This window comes from Cupriavidus sp. 05N39 (genome assembly GCF_056397325.1).
The window spans coordinates 1-16,946 of record NZ_JBFTNE010000083.1; the positions used below are offsets into that span (position 1 = coordinate 1).

General features: G+C 65.6%; 14 protein-coding genes and 1 pseudogene. 2 read left to right on the plus strand and 13 right to left on the minus strand.

Going from position 1 to position 16,946, the window contains the following annotated elements; genetic code table 11:
* Window positions 1-538: 538 nt before the first annotated feature.
* A pseudogene (locus tag AC1DN0_RS30375) lies at window positions 539-802 on the plus strand (H-NS histone family protein).
* 91 nt (window positions 803-893) lie between these two features.
* Here the strand turns inward: AC1DN0_RS30375 and AC1DN0_RS30380 are convergent.
* The 7 genes from AC1DN0_RS30380 to AC1DN0_RS30410 all read right to left on the minus strand — a co-directional run bounded on the left by AC1DN0_RS30380 (window position 894) and on the right by AC1DN0_RS30410 (window position 9,283).
* Complete coding sequence (locus AC1DN0_RS30380; RefSeq protein ID WP_441634734.1) at window positions 894-1,130, minus strand: hypothetical protein; 237 nt, start codon at window positions 1,128-1,130, stop codon at window positions 894-896.
* 963 nt (window positions 1,131-2,093) lie between these two features.
* Window positions 2,094-3,749: an acyl-CoA synthetase gene (locus AC1DN0_RS30385; RefSeq protein WP_441634736.1), complete on the minus strand. Its 1,656-nt coding sequence runs from the start codon at window positions 3,747-3,749 to the stop codon at window positions 2,094-2,096.
* A 28-nt stretch (window positions 3,750-3,777) separates the two neighbouring features.
* Window positions 3,778-4,920, minus strand: coding sequence for an acyl-CoA dehydrogenase family protein (locus tag AC1DN0_RS30390; protein ID WP_441634738.1), 1,143 nt, complete (start codon window positions 4,918-4,920; stop codon window positions 3,778-3,780).
* An 11-nt stretch (window positions 4,921-4,931) separates the two neighbouring features.
* Window positions 4,932-6,062, minus strand: a complete 1,131-nt coding sequence (locus AC1DN0_RS30395; RefSeq protein WP_441634740.1) for an iron-containing alcohol dehydrogenase — start codon at window positions 6,060-6,062, stop codon at window positions 4,932-4,934.
* A 26-nt stretch (window positions 6,063-6,088) separates the two neighbouring features.
* Window positions 6,089-7,657, minus strand: coding sequence for an acyl CoA:acetate/3-ketoacid CoA transferase (locus AC1DN0_RS30400; RefSeq protein ID WP_477111981.1), 1,569 nt, complete (start codon window positions 7,655-7,657; stop codon window positions 6,089-6,091).
* Between the two features lie 37 nt (window positions 7,658-7,694).
* Window positions 7,695-8,135: a MaoC family dehydratase gene (locus AC1DN0_RS30405; RefSeq protein ID WP_441634744.1), complete on the minus strand. Its 441-nt coding sequence runs from the start codon at window positions 8,133-8,135 to the stop codon at window positions 7,695-7,697.
* A gap of 26 nt (window positions 8,136-8,161) precedes the next feature.
* Window positions 8,162-9,283 (minus strand): glycosyl hydrolase, encoded by a 1,122-nt coding sequence (locus AC1DN0_RS30410; RefSeq protein ID WP_441634746.1) that lies wholly within the window; start codon window positions 9,281-9,283, stop codon window positions 8,162-8,164.
* 162 nt (window positions 9,284-9,445) lie between these two features.
* Here AC1DN0_RS30410 and AC1DN0_RS30415 point away from each other — a divergent pair, with 162 nt between their 5' ends.
* Entirely contained in the window at window positions 9,446-10,324 is an 879-nt protein-coding gene (locus AC1DN0_RS30415; protein WP_441634748.1) for a LysR family transcriptional regulator, read from the plus strand.
* Window positions 10,325-10,954: 630 nt separating this feature from the next.
* On the opposite strand, the gene AC1DN0_RS30420 is transcribed toward AC1DN0_RS30415, so the two are convergent.
* The 6 genes from AC1DN0_RS30420 to AC1DN0_RS30445 all read right to left on the minus strand — a co-directional run bounded on the left by AC1DN0_RS30420 (window position 10,955) and on the right by AC1DN0_RS30445 (window position 16,940).
* A complete protein-coding gene (locus tag AC1DN0_RS30420; RefSeq protein ID WP_477146232.1) occupies window positions 10,955-12,175 on the minus strand; it encodes an ABC transporter substrate-binding protein in 1,221 nt (406 codons plus the stop codon).
* A 56-nt stretch (window positions 12,176-12,231) separates the two neighbouring features.
* Entirely contained in the window at window positions 12,232-13,260 is a 1,029-nt protein-coding gene (locus AC1DN0_RS30425) for a branched-chain amino acid ABC transporter permease (RefSeq protein WP_441634774.1), read from the minus strand.
* Window positions 13,261-13,274: 14 nt separating this feature from the next.
* Window positions 13,275-14,162, minus strand: a complete 888-nt coding sequence (locus AC1DN0_RS30430) for a branched-chain amino acid ABC transporter permease (protein ID WP_441634754.1) — start codon at window positions 14,160-14,162, stop codon at window positions 13,275-13,277.
* A 21-nt stretch (window positions 14,163-14,183) separates the two neighbouring features.
* The gene (locus AC1DN0_RS30435) at window positions 14,184-14,888 is read right to left on the minus strand and encodes an ABC transporter ATP-binding protein (protein WP_477146233.1); all 705 of its coding nucleotides are present in this window, start codon (window positions 14,886-14,888) and stop codon (window positions 14,184-14,186) included.
* A gap of 2 nt (window positions 14,889-14,890) precedes the next feature.
* Window positions 14,891-15,670: an ABC transporter ATP-binding protein gene (locus AC1DN0_RS30440; protein WP_441634758.1), complete on the minus strand. Its 780-nt coding sequence runs from the start codon at window positions 15,668-15,670 to the stop codon at window positions 14,891-14,893.
* A 472-nt stretch (window positions 15,671-16,142) separates the two neighbouring features.
* The gene (locus AC1DN0_RS30445; RefSeq protein ID WP_441634760.1) at window positions 16,143-16,940 is read right to left on the minus strand and encodes an IclR family transcriptional regulator; all 798 of its coding nucleotides are present in this window, start codon (window positions 16,938-16,940) and stop codon (window positions 16,143-16,145) included.
* Between the last annotated feature and the right edge of the window lie 6 nt (window positions 16,941-16,946).

The following is a 16,946-nucleotide window of genomic DNA, read 5'->3' on the forward strand; positions in this document are numbered from 1 at the left end:
GCGCGACGGGGGCACAACTGCGGGGCACAACTGCGCGGCAGTCGCGCTGGCCAACAAGAACGCGCGCGTCATCCAGGCGCTGCTCAGTAGCGACTCGACCTTTATGACGCGAAGCGCCGCCGCATAGCCCAAAAAACCGCTTGCAAGGAAGGAGATGCCCACGCAGGTTTGCGAAGCTTCTCAAAGCGATGACGAAATTGGTTGAACCAGCATCCTGAAGCCTGTTTTTTGTGCCGGCGGCCGCTATCAGGCACGCCGCGATTTTGCTAAGGACAGGGTGCGCGGATCTCATCGAGGCTGCGGGCGTGCTTCGGCTATCGTCCAAGTGCAAGCCGGATACATGCATGCAGACCGTTTCGACATCACGAACAAGAAGCTTGCAAAAGGCGTCGGGTCCATACATGCATGAAAGGTACCCCGAGAAGGAAGCACGGAGCGGAAAGCAGGACGAGCAGCAAGACGAAAAGCGGGGCGCGTAAGCTAGCGCCCGGAAACTGGAAGACGGCAGGCACAGCAGTGATAGCAGCGACGAGCAGCGATGACAGTCAACAATGAGCGGGCCGAGGCGATCCGCTGGATCCAGACCCAGATGGCCGATTATGGGCTGACCATGGAAGAGCTGGAGGTGGCGGGGTGCTTCGATCCGCATCCGCCTCCGCCGCCACCCGCACCAGCGCCACTGCCAGTGGTCTGCTACCGCAACGCCGAGGGACTGACCTGGGACGGGCAGGGCTAGATGCCGTCGTGGCTCAAGCGGGCGGTCAATGCGGGGCAGAGCGTAGAGTTTTTCCGGGTCGGATAGCGATCCTTCAAGGTGGCGCTGATAGCCGATAGAGCTGCCTGCAGCAAGGCTCTTCGCCCTTTGCACGTTGTGCGGTCAGCGATTGGGCAACTCAGGCGCCGCGGCACGTCCTCCATGTCCGGCACGTGCCCCCCAGCGCGGCCAAGCGCTGCTTGGCCAGAACCGCGTCGAGACGAGCCGTGGCGTCCTCGTGCGACACCCATTGCGTGTTCGGGTCGAAGGCCTCGGCGATGGCCTGGTCGACCTCGGCGACGAACGCGCCGGACGCAGCGACCGCGGCCAGCGCGTCATCCAGCGCCCGGTTGGCCGCCACGGTGGAGGCCTTCACTTGCGAGAGCAGGGCTTGGTGCCGAGCACCAGGCACGCGCGCGCTTTAGGGTCGGGCGGGCAGCGTGGTGGAACTGTGGCCCCAATCCTCCACAGAGTTGGAGCGCGCCGGCGAGCAGGCGGTCATTGCCCAGTAGTAACCCAACGCGCGTCAAAAAAGTGCGAGCGAGTCGGCGCAGCGTTGAGCTTGGCACAGGTCCAAGCGCAGCGAGGCCACCCTGGCGGAAGCCCAGGCCACGGCGCTGACACCGGCGCCGGACGGCGAAGGGCGGTGACCGACCCTCCTGCGCCGTTCGAGTCTTCCTCAACACGATGACTGCTATGCGAGTCCAACGGTCATCCGCCCTAATGCTGCTTCGGCAAATGGTCGCCATTTCAGTCATTCGGCAATCAGCGCGCCAACGGCAGAAGAGGCCAAGCAGCTACTCACAGGTTGCCATGCCTACGGCCGCTTACCACCGCGGATTCAGCGGACCACCATCCGAAATTGCCCTGTACTCATACTTGTTCGGCGCCATCACCCGGCCACTGGCTCCATTTCCGCCCTGCGCCCCTCCGTAAGGCCGCCCAATACATGACCCGAAGTTCCGAAGACAACTCTGCCTCTTCGATCCTGCATCCAGATGGGAAGCCGCTCAAGTCAATGCCAAGTTCCACCGCGGCAGCTAGACAGATCACCATGCGCMTCGGGCACGCTGAACGCATCTCCGCGCGATAGAGGAAGAGCAGAGCGGCCTGGTAGCCGATACCGTGACGCCTGGACAGATGCCGTGCCTGCCGTGCGGTAGCACCGCGCCAGTCACGCATCTCGCGCAAGATGTCGCCAAGGCGGTCGATCAACCGGGCTTCGCTGCCAATGCGATGCCGGACACGAGTCTTCTGCTCCGCCACGACCGGGCGCTCACGGATATCCCGAATGTGGAGAGCAGGCTCGGGGGCCACCGAAACACATTCACGGGGGAACTCACGCCGGTACGTGGCCGGGCCAGGGAGCGCCGGAGCTTGCTCGTTGCCTGAGGAGGAACTTCTGGATCTTGCCGGTCGACGTCCTGGGAAGGTGGCCGATAACCACCTTCTTCGGCGCCTTGAAGTGCGCCAAGTGGGCGCGGCAATGGTCGATCAGTTCGCGCTCGCCGACCCTAGCGTCATCGACGACTTCGACAAAGGCGCATGGCGTCTCCCCCCAACGCTCGTCCGGCTGGGCGACGACGGCTGCCACGCGCACCGCAGGGTGCCGGTAGAGCACCTCTTCCACCTCCAGCGAGTTGATATTCTCTCCGCCGGAAATGATGACGTCCTTGGAACGGTCCCGGATCTGTACATAGCCATCCGGGCAGACGACTGCGAGGTCACCCGAGTGGAACCAGCCGCCGGCAAAAGCTTCCGCCGTGGCCTCGGGGTTCTTCAGGTAGCCCTTCATCGTCATGTTGCCGCGGAACATGACTTCGCCGATGGTCTTCCCGTCCCACGGCACCGGCACAAGGGTTTCGGGATGCAGCACGGCCATGCCTTCCTGCGCAGTGTAGCGGACGCCCTGCCGTCCTTTCCGTTCCGCCAGCGCACCGATGCCGAGGTCGTCCCATTCGGGCTGCTCCACGCAAACCGCCGCGGGGCCGTAGACCTCGGTCAGCCCGTAGATCTGGGTGATCCTGATCCCCATGCGCAGCAGGCCCTCGATCACCGGCATCGGAGGCGGCGCGCCGCCGATGAGTCCGTGGACCGGATGGTCGATGCCCGCCTTCCACGCTTCAGGTGCGTGGGCAAGCATCGCATGCACGATCGGCGCCCCGCAGTAGTGAGTGACCTGGTGCTCGCGAATCGCATCGAGCACGGCGGCAGCATCTACCCGCCGCAGGCAGACGCTGGTACCGGCGTTGGCCGCCAGCGTCCAGGCGAAGCACCAGCCATTGCAGTGGAACAGCGGCAGCGTCCACAGGAAGACGGCGTGCCGGGGCATGCCCCAGTCGAGCATGTTCGACAGCGCAGCCAGATAGGCGCCGCGATGGTGGTAGACCACGCCCTTTGGGTTGCCCGTGGTGCCGGAGGTGTAGTTGAGGGCGATGGCCTGCCATTCGTCGGCGGGCTCGCCGCCCTCCCAGTGCGGATCGCCCCCGGCCAGGAAGCCCTCGTATTCGATCTCCGACAGCCTGTGGCCCCCTTCGACGGCGGGATCGACGATGTCGATCACCAGCGGCTTGTAGTCGAGCAGCGCCAGTGCGGCTTCAACTACGTCCGCGTACTCCGTGTCGGTGACCAGCACCTTCGCATCCGCGTGCCTGAGCATGAAGGCGATGGCGGCTGCGTCCAGGCGCACGTTAAGCGTGTTCAGCATGGCGCCGCTCATGGGCACGCCGAAATGCATCTCCAGCATCTCCGGCGTGTTGGCGGCCATCACGGCCACCGTATCGCCTGTCCTGACGCCGGCGGCCACCAGCGCCGACGCGAGGCGGCGGCTGCGGTCCAGCATTGCCCGCCAGCTCGTGCGGCGCTCGCCGTAGACGATGGCTGTACGCTCAGGGTAGACCTCGGCCGTCCTGCGCAGGAAGGAGATCGGCGTCAGGGGCACGAAGTTGACCGTGCTGCGCTCCAGCCCATCCGCGCTGTGTTCGACGTGTTCCATGGATTGCCTCATTGGCTGCAGCCGTGCGTCAGCGCATTACGTCGCGGGAGATGATCATCCGCTGGATCTCGGAGGTCCCCTCAACGATCTCGAGCACCTTGGCATCCCCGAACGCGCGCGATACCGCGTACTCGGTCATGATCCCGTTGCCGCCGTGGATCTGCACGGCCTGGTGGGCCGCCTCCATGGCCTTCTCGGTTGCGAAGAGCTTTGCCATCGAGGCCTGCCGATCGTAGGGCCGGCCCTCGTCCTTGGCCACAGCGGCGTCGTAGAGCATCAGGCGCGCGGCGTGCGCGTGGGTCGCCATGTCGGCCAGCTTAAACTGCAGCGACTGGAACTGGTTGAGCGTCTTGCCGAACGCTGTGCGTTCGCTCATATAGCGGACGGAGCGTTCCAGCGAGCCCTGCAGGATGCCCAGGCCCAGCGTTCCGATCAGGATGCGGCCGGTGCTCACCTGTGACAGGGTCTGCCTGAGGCCGGCCCCGACCTTGCCGAGCAGGTGGTCGGCAGGAATGGCGCAGTCCTCGAAGAACAGCTCGAATGTGGTCGATCCGCGCCAGCCGATCTTGTGCAGCTTCTTGCCATGGCTGAAGCCGGGCGTGCCGTTCGGCACGATGAAGTTCGAAATCTCCTTGCGGCCGTCGGGCCGGGTTCCCGTCACCGCCGCAATGACGATCGGGCCGGTGACCTCGGAACCCGAGTTGCTGATGAAGGTCTTGGCGCCATTGATGACCCAGCAGCCATCCTTCAGCACGGCGCGGGTCTGGATATTGGCGGCATCGGACCCGGCGTTCGGCTCTGTCAGGCCGATGCAGCCGACCTGCGTGCCCGTCAGGATCGGCCGCAGGAAGCGCGCCTTCTGGCCGTCGGTACCGTAGTTGTTGAGCAGGCTGGCCGCCGTCGAGTTGGCCATGATGGCCACCGCCACGGCGCAATCGACGCGGGCGATCTCTTCCAGCGTAATGGCGAAGCCAAGCCAGTCGCCGCCGCAGCCTCCCCAGGCTTCAGGGTACGGCAGCCCGATATAGCCCAGTTCGCCGGCCCGGCGCCAGATCTCGTAGGGAAAACTCTCCTCTTCCCACAACCGGTGGGCGAGCGGTGCGATCTCTTCCTCGGCGAAGCGGCGCACCGCCTCGCGGATTATCTCGTGGTGTTCTGCGACGTATGACATCGTCTTTCTCCTCAATACGATTCCTGCAGCATCGCCAAGTAGTCGTCGACCGTGGCAGTGCGGGGATTGGTAGCGTGGCAGTGGTCCTTTGTGGCGGCGACCGCGATGTCCTCCAACACGTCACGCGGCACGCCCATGGCGCCGAGACCGGCCGGCAAGCCGAGACGGGCGTTGAGTTCGCTGATGGCCTGAGCCGGGTCCCCGCCAGCGGGCAGGCCCATGGCCTGCACCAGTGCGGCCTGCTTGGCTTCGGTCGCCGGCTTGTTGAAGCGCAGCACGACCGGCAGCAGCACGGCGTTCAGCGTGCCGTGGTGCAACGAGACGCCAGGCACCGCGCCCAGCGGGTGCGACAGGGCATGCACCGCGCCCAGCCCCTTCTGGAAGGCCAGCGCACCCTCCATGGCGGCCATCATCATGTTCCAGCGCGCGTCGCGGTCGCGGCCGTCGGCGGTGGCCTTGCCGATATTGGCCATGCCACGGCGCAGGCCGTCCAGGGCGATCGCCTCGGCGGGCGGGTTGATGGCCGGCGCCAGGAAGGTCTCGATGCAGTGGGCGATGGCGTCCATGCCGGTCGCGGCGGTCAGGGCCGGAGGCAGGCCCAGCGTCAGTTCGGGGTCGCAGATGGCGAGCTTCGGCAGCAGGAACGGACTAAGCAGGCCGAGCTTGCGGCCGGACTCCATGACGATGACTGCGCCCCGGCCCACTTCGCTGCCGGTACCCGCAGTTGTCGGGATAGCCACCAGCGGGGCGACACGGCTGGTGATCAGGCTCGCGCCGCCCTCCACCGCCGCGTAGGTCTGCAGCGGTGCAGGGTGGGTCGCCAGCAGCGCGGTGGCCTTGCCCAGGTCGATAGGCGACCCGCCGCCCACGGCCACGATGCCGTCGCAGCCATTGCCGAGGTAAAGGTCGGTCGCGGCGGACACCGCGGCTTCCGTCGGGTTGGGTGGGGTGTCCTCGAAGACGGTAGGCGTGCAATCCGGGCCCAGGGCCTCGAGCACCTTGTCGGCGATACCGGCGGCGCGGATGCCGCGGTCGGTGACGATCAGCGGTCGCTGGATCCCCAGGCGCTGCAACTCGACCCCCAGCATCCGGATGGCGCCGAAGTCGATGTGAACGGTAGTCAGGTAGTTGATGACAGCCATGTTTTCCTCGTAGATATGTCGATGCGTCAGGCGCGGAACAGCGTTGGGTCCATGCACGGAAGCGGCTCCGCCACGCGCACCGGCGGGAAGGCCATCAGGTCCAGCACCTGCGACCTGACGTCGATGCCGGGCGCAACCTCCTCCAGCACCAGTCCGTCCGGCGCCACCGAGAAGACTGCGCGCTCGGTGATGACCTTGGCCTCCTGCCCGCGCTCGGCCACGTTGCGCCCGAGCGGATAGGTGATCTCGTCCACGCGCTCGACGAACTTGCGCACGCTCCCCTCACGCCCGACCGACAGGAAGCCGTCGGTGGTGTCGGCGGCGAGGCCGCCGGTGGTGAAGGTGCCGGTGAACAGCAGCTTGCGCGCGTTGTAGGCGATGTCGATGAAGCCGCCCGGCCCCGGATTGGCCGCGCCGAAGCGGCTGACGTTGATGTTCCCGGCCCGGTCGAACTGGGCAAAGGCCAGCGCCGCCATCGGGCAGTTGCCGCCGTCGATGAAGTCGAACTGCGACGGGCCGTCGATCAAGGCCTCCGGATACTTGTTGGCGGAGAATTGCCAGCCGCTCCTCACGATGCCGCCGAAGGGGCCGTGCTCGGTGGTAAAGCTGTAGCGATGCAGGCCGCCGTCGGCGAACAGGCCGTCTTCCATCATCACCGTGGGCACGTCGGACGAAGCGCCGAAGCCGAAGATGCTGACCTCGCCGGGCCTGATCTCCCGGGCCGCCCGCCGAGCGATCACCTTGTCGGCGCCGGGCGTCAGGCGGTCCGAGGCGCGGCCGTCGAAAAGCTGGCCGCCAAGATAGGCATCGTCGTACCGGACGTTGGTGGTCATCATGGCGTCGGGTTCCACGACGACGCGATCCACCAGCACGCCGGGAATCCGCACCGCATGGGCCGGCCGGGCGTGGCGCGGCACCAGCTTGCGCACCTGTGCGATCACCGTGCCGCCCGACGCCTTCACAGCCAGCGCCATGGCCAGCGCGCACGACGTGATCGGCTCGTCCTCGAAGCTCAGGTTGCCGTGCTCGTCGGCGCTGGTGGCACGCAGGAACGCCACGTCGAGCGGCCAGCTCGGGTAGAACAGGTATTCCTTGCCGTCCAACTCCTGCACCCGCACCAGGTCGTCGGTGGCGCGCGCCGTGTACTTGCCGCCCTGCTGGCGCGGGTCGATGTAGGAGCCGAGGCCGATGCGGGTCAGGTAGCCGGGGCTGCGCCGGGCGACTTCGCGCAGCCAGTGCATGGTGGCGCCGATCGGCCAACAGTAGGCTTCCACCCTGTTCTCGCGGATCAGGCGCATGAATTCCGGGCGCTTGCCGGTGGCCGGATTTACCGCATTGGTGAAGTTGCCCGACACGATCCGCTTCATCAGCCCTTCGACGGCAACGTGATCCATGCCGCGGATGCCCATGCCGTCGCCGACACTGACCGGGAAGTAGAACGTCAGGTCACGGGGCGACCCCGTCTCGTGGAAGCGTTGCGCCAGCGCCTTGAACAGGGCGTCCGGCGTCAGCCAGCCGATTACGCCGACGCTGCCCACGCTCTGGCCGGGCCGGATGTCCGAAACGGCCTGCGCCGCAGTGCAGATCTTGCTCATGCGATCCCTCACCTTTCTCGCTGCTCGCAGCCCGTGCTCAGGCCTGGAAATGGATGATGTGGGTGCCGACGCAGACCGTCTCGCCCCGCTGGTTGAGCAGAGTCGCCTCGGCCCACAGGCGCTTCTTCTCGTCGTCGGCGCGGGCGATGCGGTAGTTCACGGTGAGGGTGTCGCCGATGCGCACGGGCTTGGTGAAGCGCACGTTGTCGTAGCCGTAGGAGACGGCCGGGCGCTGGATCATGTCGAGATACTTGGTCACGGCGCCGGCGATGAAGCCGACCATCATGGCGCCCTGCGCGATGCGGCCGCCGAAGCCCATGCGCTTGCAGTACTCGTCGTCCATGTGGTTGGGGTGGTTGTCACCGCTGATGCCGGCGAAGGCGTAGATGTCGTACTCGCCGAGGGTGCGGGTGTAGCTGGTGTGCGTGCCAATGAGGGTGGACACGGCGCCTTCGTTCGGGATCTTGATGTCGGACATGTGGGTTCTCCGGAAGTGGGTTGGGTTCAGACCTGGGTGGCGCCTACCGTGCCCGCGAGGATGAGTAGGGATTCGAGGAGAAAGTAGTCGCCCCAGACCAGTTCGTTGTCCATGGCGACGCCATTGCGCTTGTTGAAGCACCCGCCGGTGAGGATGCCAGGCTGCCGTACATCGCCTGGGCCAACCGGGGTCAGGAAGCGGGTCACGAGTTGCTCGATGCTGTCGACGGCGGCCTGGCGGTAGACCGCCGCGCGCTCCGGGATGAGCGCGGCCAGTTTGAGCAGGCTGGCGGCGGCGATAGCGGTGGCCGAGGTGTCGCGGTTGGTGTGCGGGATAGCGGGATCGTCGAAATCCCAGAAGGCCACGCGGTCGGTGGGCAGGTGCGCGACCCACCAGTCGGCCACGCGGATCGCGTCGGACGCGAACGCCTGCTCGCCGCACGACAGCGCCTGCGCGAGGCCGAGCATGCCCCACGCCTGAGCGCGGGCCCAGGTGCTGCCGTCATGGATGCCCTTGTGCGTGTAGCGCTTCACGAGCGAGCCGTCGGCGGCGTTGAATGTGGCGGACTGGCAGACCGAGCCATCCTCCCGCACGCACAGGGCGACGTGCTGGCGCAGGTGCTGGCGGCCGATCTCGCCCGTGCCGAGGGCGGCGTCGTGCCGCAGCAGCAGCGCCACGGTGCCCGGAATCGCATCGATGTTGGCCTCGCTCGTCCCCACGCTGGAGGCCTCCTCGGCCTCGGTGCCGAGCGGGATCAGGCGGGCCGCTTCGCTGTACATCTCCGCCAGGCCGCGCGTGCCGTCGAGTGCGAGCCCCGCGGCCTGCGAATCGGCAAGCAGCGAGCCGCCGAGTTGCGCGCCGTACCAGAAGAGGAATCCCTTGAACACCGACTTCGACGCCACGCGCGGCGCCAACCGTGCGGACCACATGCGGGCGCTGTCGCGGTACTTCTGCTCGCCGGTGCGCAGGGCAGCCAGCCACAGCATCCCGACCCAGAAGCCTCCGGTCCAGTCACCGGCCGGCGAGCGTGTCCAGGTGTCGTCGGCCGGGTTGCCGTAGTGCGGAAAGCCCGCCTCGTCCTGCGCAATCGTCGCGTCGATGCGCTGCAGGATGCGGCCGAGCGCGTCATCGACAAGTCTGGAATCCATATGGTTTGTCTCCATGCATACGTTGGCTTATCCGGTCTCCGGTGCCTGCCTTGCGGACTGGCAGGCTGGCGCGCGGAGCGGGTATTCATGGAATCGTAGGGATTGCGTAAATGGGTGTCCAATATATAATTAATCGCTTTTTAATACTCACAGGATATAGAGATGGACCTTCGCCACCTCCGGTACTTCATCGCCGTCGCCGAGGAACTCAACTTCACGCGGGCGGCCGAGCGCCTGCACATCGCCCAGCCGCCGCTGAGCCTGCAGATCCGCCAGCTCGAGGAGGAGATGGATGTGACGCTGCTGAACCGGACGCGCCGGCACGTGGAGCTGACCGAGGCGGGTCGCATTTTCCTGACGCAGGCGCGGCAGATCCTGCGCGCTACCGAGAGTGCGGTCATCCAGGCGCAGCGCGCACATCGCGGCGAGACCGGCCGGCTGACGGTCGGCTTCTTCGAGCACACGTCCTACACGCTGCTGCCGCCCATCCTGCGCGCCTACCGGGAGCGTTTTCCCTCCGTGGAAATCCTGCTGCGCTGGTTTCCGGTCGTCGAACAGGCGGAGGCGCTGCGCCGGGGTGACGCGGATATCTCCTTCATGCGGCCGGTGCCCGACCTTGAGGACGTGACGTGGGAAACCATCCTCGAAGAGCCGTTCGTGCTGGCCGTGCCGGCAAGGCACCCGTTCGCGAACGCCGAGTCAATCTCGCTGAAGGATTGCGCGCAGGAGCCCTTCATCATGTACATGCCCGAGGCGGCGCCGGACTTCCACGCCATGAACATGCGCATGTGCGCGTCGGCGGGTTTCGTGCCGAAGGTCGTGTCTGAAGTGGGGCAGGTCTACACGCTGGTCGGGTTGGTCAGCTCCGGTGCGGGCATCGGCTTCGTGCCGGCATCGGTCCGGCAGATGAAGTTCGACCACGTCGTCTACAAGCCGATCAAAGGCCGGCAACCAACAGTCGAGATCATGCTCGGCTATAGCCAGCGCACCCCAACGCCGCTGATGACGGCGTTCATCGAGACGGCGAAAAGCATGCTGTAAACGTTTCCCCCGGGCCTCGCTCCCTGTAACGTTGGCGAGGGCCGGAGAATTGCGCGGACGTTCAGTCGCGCCGGGATGCCGGCAATAGGCAGCGGCCGTACGTGGCGGTCGAGCGCCAGCGAGTTGCCGTCGGCCAGGGCGGCCCGCAACAGGCGTGAGAGGAAGTTCTGATAACGCACGGGGCGACGGAACCGCTCGATAGCGGCGCTGCCGACCGACGTGCTGCGCGCATCGGACAAAGGGGCGTATCGAACGTGGCCCCGTCCCAATGCCTGGCCAGCACAACCCCCGGCGAACAGCCGCTACTGGCCGGTCGTGCGCGCCCGCTCGCCTTCCAGCCGCGCCCGCTACAGGGCGGTCTCGGCCAAGGCGCTCGGTGAGGGTGTCGCCCAGCCCTTCGATGCCGAGGGCGATGGCCTCCAGGAAGCTGGCGCTCGCCTCGGGCGTCGTCTCGCGATACCTCGCAAATCCGCTAGCTAACAGCGAGGCGRCAGGCCCGGTCGGCGTCGTCGGGCGGCGCCGCCCCAACGCGGGTTCGATGTCCGCGGCAAGCCGCCGGAGAAAAGGCGTTGAACGCGCGGGTGGTGCCGCTGACCCCCTCCTGCCCGATCAGCATGCGTCCGGTGATCTTCATGACGCCTTCTTCCCAACCAGCGGGCAGCCACCTTCTTCCATCGGCCGGAACGCCTCGTTGGCAGGAATGGTGGCGATGAGCTTGTAGAAGTCGCCCGCATACTTCGATTCCGACGGCTTCTTCACCTCGAACAGATAGAGCGGGTGGATCTTCCGGCCGTCTTCGCGAATGCTGCCCTTGCCGAACAGCTTGTCGTCGGTGGGCATCGCCTTCATCTTCGCGACCACGGCGGCGCCGTCGCCGTCCGCCTTCATCGCCGCCACTGCCTTCAGGTAGTGGATCACCGCCGAGTACGTGCCCGCCTGTGCCATGGTCGGAAACTTGCCGTTGTTGGCGGCGGCGAATTCCTTGCCGAACTTGCGGTTCTCTTCGGTCATGTCCCAGTACCAGGTCTCGCTCAGCAACAGGCCCTGGGCGGCCTTGAGGCCGAGCGCCTGGACGTCGCTGCTGAAGACGAGCAGGCCCGCCAGCTTCTGGCCGCCGGCGGTCACGCCGAACTCGGCAGCCTGTTTGACCGCGCCGATGGTGTCGCCGCCAGCGTTGGCCAAGCCCACTACCTGCGCCTTCGAGGCCTGGGCCTGCAGCAGGTAGGAGGAGAAGTCGTTGCCCGGAAACGGATGCCGGATCTTGCCGAGGACCTTGCCGCCGTTCCTGACGACAACGGMCTCGGTGTCGCGTTCGAGCGAGTGGCCGAAGGCGTAGTCTGCAGTCACGAAGAACCAGCTCTTGCCGCCCGACTTGACAACCGCCTTGCCAGTCCCGTTCGCCAGCGCCCACGTGTCGTAGGCCCAGTGGATCGCATTGGGCGTGCAGGCCTTGCCGGTGAGGTCGGAGGTGCCGCCGCCGGTGACGATCATCACCTTGTTCTTCTCCTTGACGACCTGGTTGACCGCCAGGATGACCGACGAGGTCGGCACGTCGACGATGGCGTCCACCTTGTCCACGTCGAACCAGCGGCGGGCGATGCTCGCCCCGACGTCCGGCTTGTTCTGGTGGTCGGCGGCCACGATCTCCACCTTCAGGCCGTGCTTCTCGGGCGCGAAGTCCTGGACGGCCTTCTTCGCGGCCCAGACCGAGCCGGGACCAGCCAGCCCGGCATAAACGCCGGTCTGGTCGTTGAGCACGCCGATCCGGACCACGCCGTCCGTGATCTCGGCCTGCGCCGTCGAGGCCGCCAGCAGCGCGGCGAGCGAAAGCAGCTTGATGCGAGTGTTCATCCTGTGTCTCCTCTACTGTGGGGATATATATGGGGTGTTCCGTCCAGCGCCCGATTTCACGCCTTTCCTTCCACGCTCCCGCCATGCACGCCTGCTCCGACTGGCGTTTCGTCATGACTTGGTGCTGGCACGGCAGCGTGGCTCGGTGCGGGCCGGCCGCTGCGGTTGCCCGCGATGTTCTGGCACAACGCGTTCAACTCGCCGACGATGCCGCGGCGGAACGCCAGCACGCACACGACGAAGATGCTCCCCATGATCACGGTGATCATGGAACCGACCTTGTCCGCCAAGGCGTTCTGGATGGCGACCACGATGCCCGCGCCCACCACCGGGCCGAAGGCAGTGCCAAGGCCGCCCAACAGCGTCATCAGCACGACTTCGCCTGAGGTGTGCCAGTGCGCGTCGGTCAGCGTGGCAAACTGGAAGACCAGGGTCTTGGTGGCCCCGGCAAGGCCGGCCAGGCCCGCCGAGAGGACGAAGGCCAGCAGTTTGTAGCGCGCGACGTCGTAGCCCAGCGAGGTGGTGCGCGCCTCGTTCTCGCGGATCGCCTTCAGGATCTGGCCGAAAGGCGAATGGATGATGCGGTGGATCAGCCAGAAGGCGAACAAGAAGATCGCCAACACGAAGTAGTACATGCGCAGGTCCGACGCCAGGTCGATCAGGCCGAACAGCCTGCCTCGCGGAATGGCCTGCATGCCGTCCTCGCCGCCGGTGAACGGCGCCTGCAGGAACAGGAAATAGAACATCTGTGCCAACGCAAGCGTGATCATCGCGAAGTAAATGCCCTGCCGGCGGATAGCGAGCGCCCCGACGACAAAGCCCGCGGCGGCCGAGACGGCCGTGCCGAACAGCAGGCCGAGTTCCGGGGTCAGCCCCCAGGTCTTCATGCCGTAGCCCGATATATAGGCCGCCGTGCCGAGGAACGCCGCATGGCCGAACGAGAGCAGGCCGGTATAGCCGAGCAGCAGGTTGAAGGCGCAGGCGAACAAGGCGAAGCACAGCACCTTCATCAGCATCACCGGATAGAGCACGGCCGGGGCCGCCAGCGCGCCCAGCAGCAGGACACCGTAGCCAAGATTTCTCATTTTCATACTCGACCTCACTTTTCCTTGCCAAACAGGCCTGCCGGCCGAACCATCAGCACGATGACCATGATCACGAAGACCACCGTGGCCGACGCCTCCGGATAAAACACCTTGGTCAGTCCTTCGACCACGCCCAGCCCCAGCCCGGCGACGATCGCGCCAAGGATGGAACCCATGCCGCCGATCACCACCACCGCGAACACGACGATGATCAGGTTCGACCCCATCAGCGGACTTAGTTGCCCCGTCGGTGCTGCCAGCACGCCGGCCAGCCCGGCCAGGCCCACGCCGAAGGCATAGGTCAGCATCACCATCACCGGCACGTTGATGCCGAAGGCTTGGGTAATGCTTGGGTTCTCGGTGGCGGCGCGCAGGTAGGCGCCGAGGCGGGTCTTCTCGATCGTGAACCAGGTCAGCAGGCACACTGTGAGCGAGGCGCCGATGACCCACGCGCGGTATTTCGGCAGGAACATGAAGCCGAGGTTGAAGGCGCCGGCCACCTCGTCGGGAATCGAATAGGGCTGCCCCGAGACGCCGAATTGGAAGCGGAACAGGCCTTCGATAATGAGCGCCAGCCCGAAGGTGAGCAGCAGCCCGTACAGGTGGTCGAGCTTGTACAGCCACCGCAGCAGGCCGCGCTCGATGGCGATACCCGCCAGCCCGACCAGCGCCGGCGCCGCCAGCAGCGACCACCAGTAGCTGATGCCGAGATACTCCAGGCCCGCCCAGGCGACGAATGCGCCCACCATGAACAGCGCGCCGTGGGCAAAGTTGATTATGTTGAGCATGCCGAAGATCACGGCAAGCCCGAGGCTGAGAATCGCGTAGAACGAGCCGTTCACCAGCCCGAGCACGAGTTGCCCCAACAGCCCCTGTAGCGGGACTCCCAGAATCGTTGTCATGTTGTCTCCTCCGCAGCGGTCTCAGACACCCAGGAGTTCCTGGAGCAGGTGCTGCTTCTCGTGAATCTCGTGCTGGTGGATCTCCGCGGCGATTTGGCCGTGCTCCACCACGTACATGCGGTCGGCCAGCGGCGCGGCGAACCGGAAGTTCTGCTCCACCAGCACGATCGTGTAGCCCTTCGCCTTGAGGTCGCGGATGACCTGGGCGAGCTTCTGCACGATCACCGGCGCCAGACCCTCGGCGATTTCATCCAGCACCAGCAACCGAGCACCGCTGCGCAGGATGCGCGCCATCGCCAGCATCTGTTGCTCGCCGCCCGAGAGCCGCGTGCCCTGGCTATGCCGCCGTTCGTAGAGGTTGGGGAACATCGCGTAGATCTCGTCGAGGCTCATCCCGCCGCCACCCACCTGCGGTGGCAGCAGGAGGTTCTCCTCGCACGAGAGGCTGGAATAAATCGCCCGCTCTTCCGGGCAAAAACCGACGCCGAGACGCGCGATGCGATGGGCCGGCATGCCGATTGCCTCGCGGCCGTCGATCATGACCGAGCCGGCGCGCCGCCCCGTCAGGCCCATGATGGCGCGCAGGGTGGTGGTACGGCCTGCCCCGTTGCGGCCGAGCAGGGTCACGCACTCTCCCTCGTTCACCAGCAAGTCGATGCCATGCAGGATGTGCGATTCGCCGTAGAAGGCATGGAGGTCGGTGACCCGCAGGTATTCCGTCGCCATGATCAATGCCCTCCTGGCGCAGCGAGCGCGGTATCAGCGCTGCCCATATAGGCCTCGATGACCTGCGGGTTGGCGGAGACTTCCGCGTATGTGCCCTTGGCCAGCACGCTGCCGCGCGCCAGCACCGTGATGGCGTCGCAGATGCCGGACACCACTTTCATGTTGTGCTCCACCATCAAGATGCTGCGATTGGCCGAGACCTGCTTGATGAGCTGCATGACGCGGTCAACGTCCTCGTGGCCCATGCCCTGCGTGGGCTCGTCGAGCAGCATCAACTCGGGGTCGAGGGCCAGCGTGGTGGCGATTTCCAGCGCGCGCTTGCGGCCGTAGGGCATCTCGGCGGTCGTCATGTCGGCGAAGTCCTCCAGTCCGACGTCGGCGAGCAATGCCATGGCCCTGTCGTCGAGCGATGCGAGGGTTTTCGGCGAGCGCCAGAACTGGAAGGAGATCCCGAGCCTGCGCTGCAGCGGGATACGCACGTTCTCCAGCACGGTCAGGTGCGGAAACACCGCCGAGATCTGGAAGGAGCGCACCACGCCCCGGCGTGCGACCTGCGCCGGCTTCTCGCCGGTGATCTCGGCACCGTTGAACCGGATGGTGCCGCGCGTGGGATCCAGGAACTTGGTAAGGAGGTTGAAGCAGGTTGTCTTGCCTGCGCCGTTCGGACCGATCAGCGCGTGGATGTGCCCACGCCTGACCTTGAGACTGATGTCGTTTACGGCGACAAATCCCTTGAACTCCTTCCTCAGTCCGACGGTTTCAAGAATGAGATCGTTTGCCATGGTCATTTCCGCGCCCGTTGTTGGGACTGCTGGAGAATATGGCCCCACCTAAATCACGTCCAATATATTATTGGTTAGTCATTGACACTTTTTGTGTATATATGTCGGAGGCGCGCAACCAGTCAGTCGCGCGCCTCGCGGATTGTCGCGGACGTCAGGACACGAAAGCGTGTCGAAGCGCCACACAGGCGACAGAAACGATTGCGAACAGGGGTCTGTTGTCTGAGCGAAGCGGACACACGAACGTCCACGCGGCGGTGAAGGCGAATGACGCTTCATGGCCGGGAGGAGCCGTCCGCCGCCGTGTCGGCCAACGGCGCTTCATCGGGCCGTTTCTGCCTTTCGTCCAATCCCACGTGTAAGCGCCGGCATCGCACAAGCCTCAAGATAGATGGACCGTCGTCGGGCAAGAAATGGCCGCTCATGGAAACGACCATTTCAGCCCCTTGAAGCTAGACGACTGTAAGCACTTCTACGAGCCCCTGTAGCCGAGGCGCTTCGAAACCGCCTGCGCACACGTATCCAATGCTTTGGCCACCGGCCCCTCCCAATCGGTATCAACAGTGCCGGTCGGTCCCATGATGGTGATCGCCAGCGCAATGTTTCCCGAATAATCGAACACCGGCGCAGAAAAGGCGACGATCCCTGGCGTGGGATGGTTGATGCTGCGGGACATGTGGCGCGCCCGCGCTTCCTTGATCATTTCCTCGACCACGGCGGCGTCCAGCGGATGTGCAATATCGGGGCCGAGCCGAATGCGATCGTCCAGCAACAGCTTTTCGGTGAACTGACGTGGCAGGAATGCCGAGAAAACCCTGCCGGTCGCCGTATTGGCGAGCGACATGACCGTGCCGGTGCGGATGTTCGTGTGGATGGGATAGGACGCATCGATCAGCCGCACGATGACCGGCCCAAGGTTTCCCCAAACAGCGAGCGCGACCGCGTGCGACGTCTCTTCCGAAAGCGCTTCGGCGAACGGTGTGGCCTCGCGGATCGGGTTCAGCGTCTGCAGGCTGGTTAGCCCGAGCTGGATGGCCATCGGGCCGAGCAGATAGTGACCCGTGACCGGGTCCTGGGCGACGAGCCCGATCTTGCCGAAGCTCACCAGATACGGATGGATCTTGCCGGACGGCATGTTCGCCGCCTTCACGAGATCGCGTAGCGCCATCGGCCTGGCCTCGGAGGCCAGCACCTTCAGGATTTCTCCTCCCACTTCAATCGACTGGATGCCGCGGCGCTCTCGCTCGGGTGCCTGGTCGGTCTGTTCCACGGTATG